The organism is Mycolicibacterium pulveris, assembly GCF_010725725.1.
In the GTDB taxonomy this organism is placed as follows: Bacteria; Actinomycetota; Actinomycetes; order Mycobacteriales; family Mycobacteriaceae; genus Mycobacterium; species Mycobacterium pulveris.
Genome location: NZ_AP022599.1, coordinates 1,166,557 through 1,182,596, shown reverse-complemented (window position 1 = coordinate 1,182,596; position 16,040 = coordinate 1,166,557). Strand labels below are relative to the sequence as shown.

The following is a 16,040-nucleotide window of genomic DNA, read 5'->3' as shown; positions in this document are numbered from 1 at the left end:
GAAGGCGCATGCTGTTGGTGATGACGCGCGAGCACAAGCCGACGTTCTGCCGGATCTGCGAGCCGCTGTGCGGCATGATCGCCACCGTCGAGGCCGGCCGGCTGATCGAATTGCGCCCGGATAGGGACCATCCGGTCTCTGCGGGGTTCGCCTGTCAGAAGGGCATCGCGTTCGCCGAGGTAGTCAACGACCCCGACCGTGTGACGACCCCGTTGCGCCGGGGCGCCGACGGCCACTTTTCGCCGGTGTCGTGGGATGAGGCGATGACCGATATCGCACGGCGGCTGGCGGCGATTCACCGTGCGCACGGGCCGGGCGCCGTCGGCTGGTACTTCGGCAATCCCGGGGCATTCAGCTACTCGCACACGTTGAGCCTCAACATGTTCATGGCCGGCGTCGGGCCGCGCATGCATCTGTTCACCGCGGGCAGCCAAGACGTCAACAACCGCTTCGTGGCCAGCCAGCTGCTGTACGGAACGCCGTTGGCGCTGCCGGTTCCCGATGTGCTGCGCACCGACCTGCTGGTCGTCATCGGTGCCAATCCTGTTGTGTCGCATGGCAGTGTGCTCACCCAGCCGCGGATCAAGGACCGCATGCACGACATCGTCAAGCGCGGCGGCCGGGTGCTGGTCATCGATCCGCGCAAGACCGAGACCGCCGCGCAGTTCGAATGGCTGGGCATCGTTCCCGACGGCGACGCGTATCTGCTGCTGTCGCTGCTGCAGGTAATGTTCGCCGAGAACCTCGCCGACCGGGCGTCGCTGTCCCGCCAGGCCGACGGCGTCGACTGGCTCTCGCAGCTCGCCCGGCCGTTTTCCCCCGAGGCCACCGCGGCGCGCACCGGGATCGACCCGGACACCGTCCGCAACCTGGCCCGCGACCTGGTGCGCACCCCCCGCGCCGCGGTGTACGGCCGCGTCGGCACCAGCACCGGTGAAAATGGCACGCTCACAACGTATCTGCTCGACGCGGTGAACCTGGTGGCCGGCAACCTGGACGCCCCCGGCGGTGCCATGTTCGGCCGGTACGGGCTGCCCGGGGAGCGGTGGCTGAACAAGGCAGGCGCGGCGCTGCTGCGGGGGGTGTACTTCCGCAGGCGCTCGCGGATCGGCGGGTTCCCCTCGGTGCTCGGGTCCGAACCCGCCGGGGTGATGGCCAAGGAGATCACCACCCCAGGACGCGGCCAGGTCAAGGCGCTGTTCGTCAGCGCGGGCAACCCGGTGCTGTCGGTGCCCAACGGTGATGAACTCGAATCCGCCTTGGCCCAACTGGATTTGATGGTCGGCATCGACCTCTACGTCAACGAGACGCTGGCGCACTGCGATTACGTGCTGCCGGTAACCAGCATGTACGAACGCGACGACTTTCCGCTTCCGTTCCAGACGTTGCAGCCCACGCCGTTCCGTCAGGCCACCGAGGCGGTGATCGCGCCGGTGGGGCAGGCGCGCGCGGAGTGGGAGATCATCGACGACCTCGCCCAGCGGCTGTGGCGGCTGACGCCGGGGCTGGCGATGCAGGCGTTTATGCGAAAGATGTTGGGGGTGTTCGGTGTTCGGTTGTCCCCGCGGCTGCTTGTCGATGCACTGATCCGGCTGGGGGAGGGCGGCGACCGGTTCGGTCTGCGGCGCGGCGGGTTGAGTTTCGCGCGGTTGACGGGCTCGTATCCGCACGGCAAGGTGCTGGCGGCCAACCTGCGCGCTGGGGTGCTGCGTGATGTCGTGGTCTATCGCGGGCGGCGAGTCCGGTTGCGCCACGACGAGATCAGTGGCGAGGTCGACAAGCTGGCCCGGCGCAGCGTGCCCGACGGCTATCCGATGCGGTTGATCGGCATGCGCGAGGCGCGCTCGGAGAACTCGTGGATGCACAACTCGCCGCTGCTGATGCGCGGCGAGCGCACCCAGCACGCCCGCATGCACGTCGACGACGCGGCCGCGGCCGACATCGCCGACGGTGACGTCGTGCGGATCGCGTCGGTCAGCGGCGAGATCGAACTGCCCGTGATCGTCACCAAGGACATCGTCGCCGGGGTGGTCGCCGTTCCGCACGGCTGGGGGCACAAGGGCACCGCGGGGTGGCGGCTGGCCAACCGCGCCGGCGGTGCCAACGTCAACAAGCTGATGTCGAGTCACCCCGACGACATCGAGCGCCTTGCCGGGATGGCGCGGCTGACCGGCGTGCCGGTGCGGGTGGTCCGTGCCGAGCCCGCGAGCTAGGTCCCGGTCGTCGAGCGCCCGGCCTACCCGCCGCGAGATCGACGAAACGGCGAAATCCACTCGCACTTTTCCGCCCGTTTGTCCCTTTGGGCGGTGGTTGGGGCAATAGATTCAGCCGTCATGGGTGAGGAGATCTTGAAATGGTTCAGCGCGAGCGTGGTCGCCGCCGGGGTGACGGCGGCCATGTTCGTCGGGGCGGGGGTCGCGATCGCCGACGAGGGTTCAGGTTCCTCGTCGGACACCAAGAGCACCTCGCAGACCGCGAATCCCGCTGAGGGCGCCGAGGATTCAACCGATTCGGCCACCGGCGAGCCCGAGACGACGGGTTCCGAGGAGGTCGACGACACCGAGCTCACCGAGCCCGCCGACGAGGAAGAGCCCGCCGCCGAGGAAGAGCCCACCGACGAGGAAGAGCCCGCCGGCGAAGAAGAGCCCGCCGCCGAGGAAGAGCTCGCCGCCGAGGAGGAGCCGAGCGCCGAAGACACCGCCGAGGACCGTTCGGACAGCGATCTCGTCGACACCACCGCGTCCACCGCGCAGGTCAAGCAGCCCGCGACCGCGCCCGTCAGGGACGTCGCCGCCGACTCCGATCCCGTCGACACCGTCGTCGCCGAGGACGACGGCGAGGAATCCGCCGAACCGGTCGCCGCGGCCGTGACCCAGCAGCGCGCCACCGTCGGCGTCGTCGACGACGTCGCCGCCAAGGTCAAGGACGCCGGAACGGTCGAGGCGATCACGTTCGCGGCCGCGGCACCCGCGGCACCCATCTCCGCCCTGTTCACGGATCCGCTGACCACCGTCCTCGACTTCGTCGGCACGGTGATCTTCGGCGTGTACCACGCGTTGACCCGACTGCTTGGCGGGCCGCCGCTGCTTCCGCCGGGCAGCACGGTGACGGTGCGCAGTTCCTCACTGCGCATCGACTGCGGATGCGCGCCCGGCGAGGGGTTCGGCGTGCCCGCGGACTGGTACATCCCCGAGGGCGCCGAGGACAACCCGCCCGACCGGATGATCTACCTGCAGCACGGCTTCCTGGCTGCCGCTCCGTGGTACAGCCACACCGCAGCGGCGCTGGCCGCCGAAACCAACAGCATCGTCGTCGCACCGTCGATCACCTCGAACTTCCTGGCCGCCAACGCCTGCTGGCTCGGGGCCCCGCCGATGCACCAGGCCATCGCCGGCCTGTTCGACGAGGACAACACCGCGCTCGCCGAAAGCGCGGCGATGGCCGGCTACGACGGCCCGATCCCCGACCGGGTGGTGCTGATGGGCCACTCGCTGGGCGGCGGCGCGGTGTCGGGGGCGGCCGGCTACATGATCGACAACGGCAGCGCTGACCGGCTGGCCGGTGTGGTGTTGCTCGACGGCGTCGGTCTCGACGACTCGATGGCCGGCGCCTTGAGCAAGGTGCCGCTCGACATCCCGATCTACCAGATCGCCGCGCCGCGCTACTTCTGGAACCAGTTCGGTGTCGGCAGCGACGCGCTGATGGAGGCGCGGCCGGACCAGTTCGTCGGCGTCACCCTGGTCGGCGGCGCCCACGTCGACGCGATGCGCGGCGGCAACCCGGTCATCCAGTTCTCGCAGCAGCTGGTGTCCGGATTCTCTCAGGCACGCAACGTGGCCGCGGCGCAGCATCTGATGGTGACCTGGGCGAACGACATGTTCGCAGGCGATCAGGCGACCGGCGTCTACGACCTGGAACCCGGCGAGGCTCTGGAGCTCACCACTCCCGGCGGGGTGGCCATGCTGGTCGCGTTGCCGAACACGCTGACCAAGCCGTTCCTGCTCAACCTGCTGCAACCGCTGGTCCAACTGGGTAGCGGAATCTTCCGGTTCGACCCGGCGTGTGTCGCCGCGTCGGTGGGTGCCGCGGCGGGGGAGTCGTGCTCGGATTCGATCGCCGCATGATTTCGTAAGCGCTTCGATTAATCGCCTCCGCGGCCGCGGCGACCCGGTAGCGTTTGCTGGGACTGGCAGGAGGAGGCATGGTCGACCGGTTCTCGACGCGGGTAAGCGCAGGTGTGTGCGCTGCAGATCCGGGGGCGGGGTTGTCGTGGAGTCCGGAATTGACGTCGCTGACAGCGGTTGTGCGGTAGGGCAACGGCGATGAATGACCGGTTGCTGCGCTGGGTGAGCGCGGGGGTGCTCACCGCGGGAATGTCGTGCGTCGTGCTGGTCGGCGCGGGCATCGCGATCGCCGAACCCAGTTCGGGCACCAGCCCCGGGCCGTCGGCGTCGTCGCAGTCGGAGCCCGAGGCGGCCGGTGACACCGGCGCTTCGGCCGACGACGCCGCTGAGGAGGCCGCCGGGGGCGTCGACCCCGAGAACACGGACGTCACCGAGGACGAGGACGTCGTCGACGACACCGAGACCGAGGACGTCACCGAGGAGGTCGCCACCGAGGACGACGCGGTCGCCGCCGAGACGACCGATGACGAGACCCTGTCGGGCTCCGGTCACCACGCAACCACGGACACCGACGCCGACACCGAGCCGACGAGCGCCCTGGCGGCGGTCGTCAACGAGGTCGAGGCGCCGGAGCAGTCCGAAGAGCCGACGCAGCTGACCGAGCCGACCGAGCCGACCGAGCCGACCGTCGAAACCGCGACCGCCGACAGCAAGCCGTCCGCCACGACGGGCGCCGTCGACCAAGCCGTCCGAGCCTTCGAACCGGAACAGAAATCCGCGGTCACGCAGATCGCGATGGTCGCCCCGGCGGCTCAACAGCAGGCCCCGGCCCGCCCGTCGCTGATCAACATCATCGGCACGCTGGCGTGGAGCGTCATCGACTTCATGGTGAAGCTAATCGTGGGCCCGCCCGCCGTGCCGCCGGGCAGCACGGTGAGCGCCGGCCGCTCCACGCTGCAGATCGACTGCGGCGACGGCTACACCGCCGACGCCGACTGGTACTACCCGAAGGAAGGACAACCCGACAAGTTCATCTACTTCCAGCACGGGTTCATGGCGCACGCGGGCATCTACAACCTCACGCTGGCCGAGCTCGCCGAGCGCAACAACGCGATCGTGGTGGCGCCGACGATCACGTCGAACTATTTCGCCTGCGACGGATGCAGCCTCACCGCCGATCCGATGCACGCCGCGGTGGCCGGCCTGTTCGAGGATGACCGCGACGCCCTGCTCGCCAGCGCCCGGGCCGCCGGTTTCGAAGGGACGCTGCCCGACAAGTTCGTCTTCGCCGGCCAGTCCGCGGGCAGCATGCTGGCCGCGGGCGCCGCCGGCTACTTCTACGACGGGGCGGCGGCGGAGCAGAAGGCCGACTTGGCCGGCGTCCTGCTCTACGACGGCTCGGCGGCCAACGGCGCGCTGGGCCGGGCTCTGGACAAGTTGCCGTCGTCGGTGCCGGTGCTGCAGGTCGCCGCGGCGCCGTCGGTGATCAACTACGGCGGCGGCGCGAACAACGTGCTCACCGAGAAGCGCCCCGGCCAGTTCAACGGGGTGCAGCTGATCGGGGGCGCGCATTCGGATGCGTTCCGCAGCGACGCCTACTTCGGCCTGGTCCAGGCGTTCGTCGGGCTGGTGTTCGGCTGGTCGACGCCGAACAACGTCGAAGCCGTTCAGGTGCTCTCGCAGGGCTGGCTGACCGACATGTACGCCGGTCGGGTGTATGACCCGGCTACGCGCACCGGCATCTACGGCGATCCGGGGCAGCCCGGCCAGACCGTGATCGACATCCCGACCGACGCCGGGCCGGCCCGCGGGTACGTGCTGCCCGGCCCGCCGGCGTCACTGTCGCCGATCGAGTGGTTCTTTGCCGGGCTGCTGCATTCGATCAACTCCAACGACTTCGCGGCGTGCTCGACCGAACCGGCCGCGACGGGGTCGTGCGCGGGCGCGGCCGCCGTGTGATTCGCCGGGGTTTCGGGACAAAACTCCACACCAACCCGGCGTTATCTCTTGACGGAAGGGCCGCGACACGCCAGTCTGTTGGTCAGCATGTGTGCAAGGGTTGAAGACGCCAGCCAGCGCCCCTGTGACTCCGCACACGGTGGTTGATGAATGCGCCGTTCTGCGCTATTGTTGGACGTTGCGCTGGCTGCATCCTGCCCACCTAAACCCGCACTTGACACCGATGTCTCTAGCCTGAGCCCAGCTCAGTGATCTAGTCGCGTGCCGCGTGGTCGGGAGGCTGTGGTCGTGGAGAGGCCAGCCGAACCGATGCAGATATCGCGGCCGTTTCGGAAAACCGGCGCACCCGGTATTCCAGATAGTCGCATGAGGTGCTGGAAGGATGCATCTTGGCAGGGTCCCGCCCAAACAAGACAGCCGTAGCTAATCCCAATAACTCCGTCCCAGGAGCACCCAACCGAGTTTCTTTTGCCAAGCTCCGTGAACCGCTCGAGGTTCCGGGGCTTCTTGACGTACAAACCGAGTCGTTCCAGTGGCTGATCGGCTCGGATGAGTGGAAAGAAAAGGCCAAGGCCCGCGGCGACGTCAACCCGATCGGCGGGCTCGAAGAGGTGCTCACCGAGCTCTCCCCGATCGAGGACTTCGCAGGCAACCTGTCGCTGACGTTCTCCGATCCGCGCTTCGACGACGTCAAGGCCTCCGTCGACGAGTGCAAAGACAAGGACATGACGTTCGCGGCGCCGCTGTTCGTCACGGCCGAGTTCATGAACGCCGAGAGCGGCGAGATCAAGAGCCAGACGGTCTTCATGGGCGACTTCCCGATGATGACCGAGAAGGGCACCTTCATCATCAACGGCACCGAGCGTGTCGTGGTGTCTCAGCTGGTCCGCTCGCCCGGCGTGTACTTCGACGAGACCATCGACAAGTCCACCGACAAGACGCTGCACAGCGTCAAGGTGATCCCCGGCCGCGGCGCGTGGCTGGAATTCGACGTCGACAAGCGCGACACCGTCGGGGTGCGTATCGACCGCAAGCGGCGCCAGCCCGTCACCGTGCTGCTGAAGGCGCTGGGCTGGACCAACGAGCAGATCACCGAGCGGTTCGGCTTCAGCGAGATCATGATGAGCACGCTGGAGAAGGACAACACCGCGGGCACCGACGAGGCGCTGCTGGACATCTACCGCAAGCTGCGCCCGGGCGAGCCGCCGACCAAGGAGTCCGCGCAGACCCTGCTGGAGAACCTGTTCTTCAAGGAGAAGCGCTACGACCTGGCCCGCGTCGGCCGCTACAAGGTCAACAAGAAGCTGGGCATGCATCCCGGTGAGCCGATCGAGACGACCACGCTCACCGAAGAGGACATCGTCGCCACCATCGAGTACCTGGTGCGGCTGCATCAGGGCGACGCGACGATGACGGTGCCCGGCGGCGCCGAGGTCCCTGTTGAAGTGGATGACATCGACCACTTCGGCAACCGGCGCCTGCGCACGGTCGGCGAGCTGATCCAGAACCAGATCCGGGTCGGCCTGTCGCGCATGGAGCGCGTCGTGCGCGAGCGCATGACCACCCAGGACGTGGAGGCGATCACGCCGCAGACCCTGATCAACATCCGTCCCGTCGTGGCGGCGATCAAGGAGTTCTTCGGCACCAGCCAGCTGTCGCAGTTCATGGACCAGAACAACCCGTTGTCGGGCCTGACCCACAAGCGTCGCCTCTCGGCGCTGGGCCCGGGCGGTCTGTCCCGTGAGCGCGCCGGCCTCGAGGTGCGCGACGTGCACGCCAGCCACTACGGCCGGATGTGCCCGATCGAGACGCCGGAAGGCCCCAACATCGGTCTGATCGGCTCGCTGTCGGTGTACGCGCGGGTCAACCCGTTCGGCTTCATCGAGACGCCGTACCGCAAGGTCGTCGACGGGGTGGTCACGGATGAGATCGTGTACCTGACCGCCGACGAGGAGGACCGCTACGTCGTGGCGCAGGCCAACTCGCCGATCGGCGACGACGGCCGCTTCCTGCAGGACCGCGTGCTGGTGCGCCGCAAGGGCGGCGAGGTCGAGCAGATCTCGTCGAGCGAGGTCGACTACATGGACGTCTCGCCGCGCCAGATGGTGTCGGTCGCGACGGCGATGATCCCGTTCCTCGAGCACGACGACGCCAACCGCGCCCTGATGGGTGCCAACATGCAGCGCCAGGCGGTTCCGTTGGTGCGCAGCGAGGCCCCGTTGGTCGGTACCGGCATGGAACTGCGTGCCGCGATCGACGCCGGTGACGTCGTCGTCGCCGACAAGGCCGGGGTGATCGAAGAGGTCTCCGCCGACTACATCACCGTGATGGCCGACGACGGCACCCGGTTCACCTACCGGATGCGCAAGTTCGCCCGGTCCAACCACGGCACCTGCGCCAACCAGCGCCCGATCGTCGACGCCGGCGACCGGGTGGAGGCCGGCCAGGTCATCGCCGACGGGCCGTGCACCGAGAACGGCGAGATGGCGCTGGGCAAGAACCTGCTCGTCGCGGTCATGCCGTGGGAGGGCCACAACTACGAGGACGCGATCATCCTCTCCAACCGCCTGGTCGAAGAGGACGTGCTCACCTCGATCCACATCGAGGAGCACGAGATCGACGCCCGCGACACCAAGCTGGGCGCCGAGGAGATCACCCGGGACATCCCGAACGTCTCCGATGAGGTGCTGGCCGACCTCGACGAGCGCGGCATCGTCCGCATCGGCGCCGAGGTCCGCGACGGCGACATCCTGGTCGGCAAGGTCACCCCGAAGGGTGAAACCGAGCTGACCCCCGAGGAGCGGCTGTTGCGCGCGATCTTCGGTGAGAAGGCCCGCGAGGTCCGCGACACGTCGCTGAAGGTGCCGCACGGTGAGTCCGGCAAGGTGATCGGCATCCGCGTGTTCTCCCGCGAGGACGACGACGAGCTGCCCGCCGGCGTCAACGAGTTGGTCCGCGTCTACGTCGCGCAGAAGCGCAAGATCTCCGACGGCGACAAGCTGGCCGGACGCCACGGCAACAAGGGCGTCATCGGCAAGATCCTGCCCGTCGAGGACATGCCGTTCCTGCCGGACGGCACGCCGGTCGACATCATCCTGAACACCCACGGGGTGCCGCGGCGGATGAACATCGGCCAGATCCTCGAGACGCACCTGGGCTGGGCCGCGCACAGCGGCTGGAAGGTCGAGGGCAAGCCGGACTGGGCCAACCAGTTGCCCGACGACCTGTTGGAGGCCGAGCCGAACACCATCGTCTCGACCCCGGTGTTCGACGGCGCCTCCGGCGAGGAGTTGCAGGGGCTGCTGGCCTCGACGTTGCCCAACCGCGACGGCGAGAAGCTGGTCGACAGCGATGGCAAGGCGATGCTGTACGACGGGCGCAGCGGCGAACCGTTCCCGTACCCGGTGACGGTCGGCTACATGTACATCCTCAAGCTGCACCACCTGGTGGACGACAAGATCCACGCCCGCTCCACCGGCCCGTACTCGATGATCACCCAGCAGCCGCTGGGCGGTAAGGCGCAGTTCGGTGGCCAGCGGTTCGGCGAGATGGAATGTTGGGCCATGCAGGCCTACGGCGCGGCGTACACGCTGCAGGAGCTGTTGACCATCAAGTCCGACGACACGGTCGGCCGGGTCAAGGTGTACGAGGCGATCGTCAAGGGCGAGAACATCCCCGAGCCCGGCATTCCGGAGTCGTTCAAGGTGTTGCTCAAGGAACTGCAGTCGCTGTGCCTCAACGTCGAGGTGCTGTCTTCCGACGGCGCCGCGATCGAGATGCGAGACGGCGACGACGAGGACCTGGAGCGCGCCGCGGCGAACCTGGGAATCAACTTGTCGCGCAACGAATCTGCGTCCGTAGAGGATTTGGCCTAATTAGTTTTCTAGTCCCGCAAGGGGAAAGGGAGTTACGTGCTAGACGTCAACTTCTTCGATGAGCTCCGGATTGGCCTCGCCACTGCGGAGGACATCCGGAACTGGTCCTTCGGTGAGGTCAAGAAGCCGGAGACCATCAACTACCGCACGCTGAAGCCGGAGAAGGACGGCCTGTTCTGCGAGAAGATCTTCGGACCGACTCGCGACTGGGAGTGCTACTGCGGCAAGTACAAGCGCGTCCGCTTCAAGGGCATCATCTGTGAGCGCTGCGGCGTCGAGGTGACCCGCGCCAAGGTGCGTCGTGAGCGGATGGGCCACATCGAGCTGGCCGCGCCCGTCACGCACATCTGGTACTTCAAGGGTGTGCCGAGCCGGCTCGGGTACCTGCTCGACCTGGCGCCCAAGGATCTCGAGAAGATCATCTACTTCGCCGCCTACGTCATCACCGAGGTCGACGAGGAGATGCGCCACAACGAGCTGTCGACGCTGGAAGCCGAGATGGCCGTCGAGCGCAAAGCCGTTGAGGACCAGCGCGATGCCGACCTGGAGGCCCGCGCGCAGAAGCTCGAGGCCGACCTGGCCGAGCTGGAGGCCGAGGGTGCCAAGTCCGATGTGCGCCGCAAGGTGCGCGACGGCGGCGAGCGTGAGATGCGCCAGCTGCGTGACCGCGCCCAGCGTGAGCTGGACCGGCTCGAGGAGATCTGGAACACCTTCACCAAGCTGGCGCCCAAGCAGCTGATCGTCGACGAGGTGCTCTACCGCGAGCTGCAGGACCGCTACGGCGAGTACTTCACCGGCGCCATGGGCGCGGAGGCCATCAAGCGGCTGATCGAGAACTTCGACATCGACGCCGAGGCCGAGTCGCTGCGCGAGACCATCCGTAGTGGCAAGGGGCAGAAGAAGCTTCGTGCGCTCAAGCGGCTCAAGGTGGTGGCGGCGTTCCAGCAGTCGTCGAACTCGCCGATGGGCATGGTGCTCGACGCCGTTCCGGTGATCCCGCCGGAGCTGCGGCCGATGGTGCAGCTCGACGGTGGCCGGTTCGCCACCTCCGACCTGAACGACCTGTACCGCCGCGTCATCAACCGCAACAACCGGCTCAAGAGGCTGATCGATCTGGGCGCGCCCGAGATCATCGTCAACAACGAGAAGCGCATGCTTCAGGAGTCGGTGGACGCGCTGTTCGACAACGGCCGTCGCGGCCGTCCGGTCACCGGGCCGGGCAACCGCCCGCTGAAGTCGCTGTCGGATCTGCTCAAGGGCAAGCAGGGCCGGTTCCGCCAGAACCTGCTCGGTAAGCGCGTCGACTACTCGGGCCGTTCGGTCATCGTGGTCGGCCCGCAGCTCAAGCTGCACCAGTGCGGTCTGCCCAAGCTGATGGCGCTGGAGCTGTTCAAGCCGTTCGTGATGAAGCGTCTGGTCGACCTGAACCACGCGCAGAACATCAAGAGCGCCAAGCGGATGGTGGAGCGCCAGCGTCCGCAGGTGTGGGACGTGCTCGAAGAGGTCATCGCCGAGCACCCGGTGCTGCTGAACCGCGCACCGACGCTGCACCGCCTGGGTATCCAGGCCTTCGAGCCGATGCTGGTGGAGGGCAAGGCGATTCAGCTGCACCCGCTGGTGTGCGAGGCGTTCAACGCCGACTTCGACGGCGACCAGATGGCCGTGCACCTGCCGCTGTCGGCGGAGGCGCAGGCCGAGGCGCGCATCCTGATGCTGTCGTCGAACAACATCCTGTCGCCGGCGTCGGGCCGTCCGCTGGCCATGCCGCGTCTGGACATGGTGACCGGGTTGTACTACCTGACCACCATGATCGAGGGCGAGGCAGGCGAATATCAGCCTGCTACCAAGGATTCGCCGGAGCGCGGCGTGTACAGCTCGCCCGCCGAGGCCATCATGGCGATGGACCGCGGCGCGCTGTCGGTGCGCGCCAAGATCCGGGTGCGGTTGACGGACCTGCGTCCGCCCGCCGACGTCGAGGCCGAGCTGTTCCCGGACGGCTGGAAGCCCGGCGACGCGTGGACGACCGAGACGACGCTGGGCCGGGTGATGTTCAACGAGCTTCTGCCGGTTCAGTATCCGTTCGTCAACGAGCAGATGCACAAGAAGGTGCAGGCCCGCATCGTCAACGATCTGGCCGAGCGGTACCCGATGATCGTGGTGGCGCAGACCGTCGACAAGCTCAAGGACGCCGGCTTCTACTGGGCCACCCGCTCGGGTGTCACCGTGTCGATGGCCGACGTGCTGGTGCCGCCGGAGAAGCAGGAGATCCTGGAGCGCTACGAGAAGGAAGCCGACGCGATCGAAAAGCAGTACCAGCGCGGCAAGCTCAACCACGAGGAGCGCAACGGCGAGCTGGTCAAGATCTGGCAGACGGCGACCGAAGAGGTCGGCGAGGCGCTGCGGAAGCACTACCCGTCGGACAACCCGATCATCACGATCGTGGACTCCGGCGCCACCGGTAACTTCACGCAGACCCGGACGCTGGCCGGCATGAAGGGTCTGGTGACCAACCCGAAGGGTGAGTTCATCCCGCGTCCGATCAAGTCCTCGTTCCGCGAGGGCCTGACCGTGCTGGAGTACTTCATCAACACCCACGGCGCCCGAAAGGGTCTGGCGGACACCGCTCTTCGTACCGCCGACTCGGGTTACCTGACCCGTCGTCTGGTCGACGTCAGCCAGGACGTCATCGTGCGCGAGCACGACTGCGAGACCGAGCGCGGCATCACCGTCACGCTCGCCGAGAAGCAGCCCGACGGCACGTGGATGCGCGACCAGCACATCGAGACCTCGGCGTACGCCCGGACGTTGGCGACCGACGCCGTCGACGCTGACGGCAACGTCGTCGTCGAGCGCGGTCACGACCTGGGCGACCCGGCGATCGAGGCGCTGCTGGCGGCAGGCATCACCGAGGTCAAGGTCCGCTCCGTGCTGACCTGCGCCACCGGCACCGGTGTGTGCGCGATGTGCTACGGCCGTTCGATGGCCACGGGCAAGCTCGTCGACATCGGCGAGGCCGTCGGCATCGTCGCCGCGCAGTCCATCGGCGAGCCCGGTACGCAGCTGACCATGCGCACGTTCCACCAGGGCGGCGTCACCGGCGGCAGCGACATCACCGGTGGTCTGCCTCGCGTGCAGGAGCTGTTCGAGGCGCGCGTGCCGCGGGACAAGGCGCCGATCGCCGACGTCTCCGGCCGGGTGCGGCTCGAAGAGGGCGACCGCTTCTACAAGATCACCATCATCCCCGACGATGGTGGCGAGGAAGTGGTGTACGACAAGCTGTCTCGTCGTCAGCGCCTGAAGGTGTTCAAGCACGAGGACGGCACCGAGCGGCTGCTCGCCGACGGCGACCACGTCGAGGTGGGCCAGCAGCTGATGGAGGGCTCCGCGGACCCGCACGAGGTGCTGCGCGTCCAGGGCCCGCGCGAGGTGCAGATCCACCTCGTCAAGGAGGTCCAGGAGGTCTACCGTGCGCAGGGCGTGTCGATCCACGACAAGCACATCGAGGTGATCGTCCGGCAGATGCTGCGGCGCGTCACGATCATCGACTCGGGCTCGACGGAGTTCCTGCCCGGCTCGCTGACCGAGCGTGCGGAGTTCGAGGCCGAGAACCGCCGGGTGGTCGCCGAGGGCGGCGAGCCCGCGGCCGGTCGCCCGGTGCTGATGGGTATCACCAAGGCGTCGCTGGCCACCGATTCGTGGCTGTCGGCGGCGTCGTTCCAGGAGACCACTCGCGTGCTGACCGATGCGGCGATCAACTGCCGCAGCGACAAGCTGAATGGTCTGAAGGAGAACGTGATCATCGGCAAGTTGATCCCGGCCGGCACGGGTATTCATCGGTACCGCAACATCCAGGTGCAGCCCACCGAAGAGGCCCGCGCTGCGGCGTACACGATCCCGTCCTACGAGGATCAGTACTACAGCCCGGACTTCGGCCAGGCCACCGGTGCTGCGGTGCCGCTGGACGACTACGGCTACAGCGACTACCGCGGCTGACCCGTTCTGCGCGAACAGACGCGAAAACCCCCAAAATCCCATGGTTTTGGGGGTTTTTGCGTCTGTTCGCCAGGCTGGCGGAGGGTTATCCACAGGCTTTCGGCATGCGGCCTTCCGTCGCGGGCGGTTGCCCGCGAATATGCATGGCATGTCGCTGGACGCTGTGGAAGCGGTGCTCGCCGCCAACGGGGGCGTGGCCACCAGGGGACAGCTGCTGGCCGTGGTCTCGCCCAAGACGCTCGAGTGCGCCGTCCGCGCCGGCAGGCTGATCCGCGTCCGGCGTGGTGTGTACGCGATGACGCCGCCCGGTGTGGCCGGCAGGCTCGCCGCACTGGACTTGGCGTGCGGTAAGCGCGTTGTCGCTTGCATGCAGACGGCCGCCGAGATGTACGGCTTTGACACCGAACCCGAGGAACGGATTCATGTTCTCGACCCTGGAATCCGGATGCGGCCGTCACCCGAGGTCATGGTGCACCAACGCCTTGGCGCCCCGCTGAGCGTCGTTGGCGGGCGGATCGCAACGGCGCCGGCCTGGACGGCCGTCGAGATCGCGCGAACATTGCGACGGCCGCGGGCGCTGGCCGTTCTCGACGCCGCACTGCGTTCCGGATGCTGCACGCAGTCGGAACTGGTAGCGGCAATCAACGAACAGAAGGGGCGACGCGGCATCGTTCAAGTCCGCGAACTCGTGCAGTTTGCGGACGGGCGAAGCGAGTCGCCGATGGAGAGTGAGGCGCGGCTTGTCTTCATCGACGGGGGTCTGCCGCTGCCGGAGCTGCAGTACGAGATCATCGACCTGCAGGGCAACCTGTGGCGGGTTGACTTTGCCTGGCTCGACGCGAAAGTCGTCGCCGAGTACGACAGCGTGGAGTGGCACGCCAGCCCGGAAGGGTGGAAGCGCGACCGCATGAAGGCCGCCAGGTTGGCCGAATGCGGATGGACCGTCGTGCCGATGGTCGTCGACGACGTCCGCAAACACCCGTACGAGTTGGTGCGACGCATCTCCGGACATCTTGAGCGGGCTCGACTCGCCGGGTGAGCAGACGCGTACACCCCCAATTTCCGCCCAAAATGGGGGTGTACGCGTCTGCTCGCGGGAAATTCACCGCAGCCGCCAGGGGTACTTGTCGTGCGGCCACATCTTTTCGATCTCGGCGTTGAGTTCCGCGCCAAGCAGCACCGCGAAAGCCGTGATGTAGAGCCAGAGCACCACCGCGATCGGCACTGCGAGCTGGCTGTACACCGCGTCGTCGCGCGCGCTGAGCGACAGATATGTCCGCAGACCCGCCGACGCGATCAACCACAGCGCCATCGCCAGCACCGCCCCGGGGATGTCGCGGCGCCAGGGTGTCCGCCACGGCACGCCGAAGTGGTACAGCGTGACCAGCCCGATCAGGATCAGCAGCGCCATCACCGGCCAGAACAACAGGTCCAGGGCCCGCAACGTGCTGGCCGTCAACGGCTCTGGGGTCAGCCAGGCCACCAGGTCGGGCCCGAACACCAGCGGCGGCAGGATCGCGGCCGCGCCGACGAGCCCTCCGACGGTCAGCCCCAATGCCAGCAGCCGTCGTCGCCACGCGGGCCTGGGCTCGACGCCGTAGGCGATCGTGATGGTTTCCAAATAGCGGTTCACCGCCCGCGACCCGGTCCACAGGCTCAGCACGATGCCGATGGAGATCACGCTGCCGCGGCTTTGCGCCAGCCCGGCCTCGACGACGCGACTGTAGGACTGAAAGGTGCGTTCGGACAGAAGCGAGCTGGGCGCCTCGAGCAGCAGGCGGCGCAGTTCCGCGCTGCCGTCGGGGCCCAGCGCCTCGGCGATGAACCCGAGCGAGCCGAGGATGGCAATCAGCAGCGACGGCAGCGAGATCAGCGAGAACAGCGCCACCTCGGCGGCCAGCCCGGGCACGCGGTCGCGCAGGGTGTCATCGACGGTGCGGACGATCAGCCGCCCGCCCTGCCGCACGGGCCGGGGCGCACGGTTCAGCGCGATAAGCGGGCGTCGTCGCAGCGTCGTGAGGGTGGAGGCGACGGTATCGGACCACGACGAGAACGGCGGCCGGTCGCTTCCAGATGGCACGCATTGAGG

Annotated in this window: 7 protein-coding genes; 6 read left to right on the top strand and 1 reads right to left on the bottom strand. The window is 67.7% G+C overall.

The window, feature by feature from the left end:
* The first annotated feature begins 20 nt into the window (after positions 1-20).
* The 6 genes from G6N28_RS05985 (at position 21) to G6N28_RS05960 (ending at position 14,990) form a co-directional block, all read left to right on the top strand.
* Positions 21-2,213 (top strand): molybdopterin-dependent oxidoreductase, encoded by a 2,193-nt coding sequence (locus G6N28_RS05985; protein WP_163898090.1) that lies wholly within the window; start codon positions 21-23, stop codon positions 2,211-2,213.
* Between the two features lie 120 nt (positions 2,214-2,333).
* Positions 2,334-4,124, top strand: coding sequence for an alpha/beta hydrolase family protein (locus G6N28_RS05980; RefSeq protein ID WP_163898088.1), 1,791 nt, complete (start codon positions 2,334-2,336; stop codon positions 4,122-4,124).
* A 198-nt stretch (positions 4,125-4,322) separates the two neighbouring features.
* Entirely contained in the window at positions 4,323-6,083 is a 1,761-nt protein-coding gene (locus G6N28_RS05975) for an alpha/beta hydrolase family protein (protein ID WP_163898086.1), read from the top strand.
* 389 nt (positions 6,084-6,472) lie between these two features.
* Positions 6,473-9,958, top strand: a complete 3,486-nt coding sequence (rpoB, locus tag G6N28_RS05970; protein ID WP_407664941.1) for a DNA-directed RNA polymerase subunit beta — start codon at positions 6,473-6,475, stop codon at positions 9,956-9,958.
* A 36-nt stretch (positions 9,959-9,994) separates the two neighbouring features.
* Positions 9,995-13,951 carry a DNA-directed RNA polymerase subunit beta' gene (locus G6N28_RS05965; protein WP_163898081.1) on the top strand — a complete coding sequence of 1,319 codons (3,957 nt, stop codon included), beginning with the start codon at positions 9,995-9,997 and terminating at the stop codon, positions 13,949-13,951.
* 148 nt (positions 13,952-14,099) lie between these two features.
* Positions 14,100-14,990: a type IV toxin-antitoxin system AbiEi family antitoxin domain-containing protein gene (locus tag G6N28_RS05960; protein ID WP_179962024.1), complete on the top strand. Its 891-nt coding sequence runs from the start codon at positions 14,100-14,102 to the stop codon at positions 14,988-14,990.
* A 63-nt stretch (positions 14,991-15,053) separates the two neighbouring features.
* On the opposite strand, the gene G6N28_RS05955 is transcribed toward G6N28_RS05960, so the two are convergent.
* Entirely contained in the window at positions 15,054-16,031 is a 978-nt protein-coding gene (locus G6N28_RS05955) for a YihY/virulence factor BrkB family protein (RefSeq protein ID WP_163898075.1), read from the bottom strand.
* Positions 16,032-16,040: the final 9 nt, after the last annotated feature.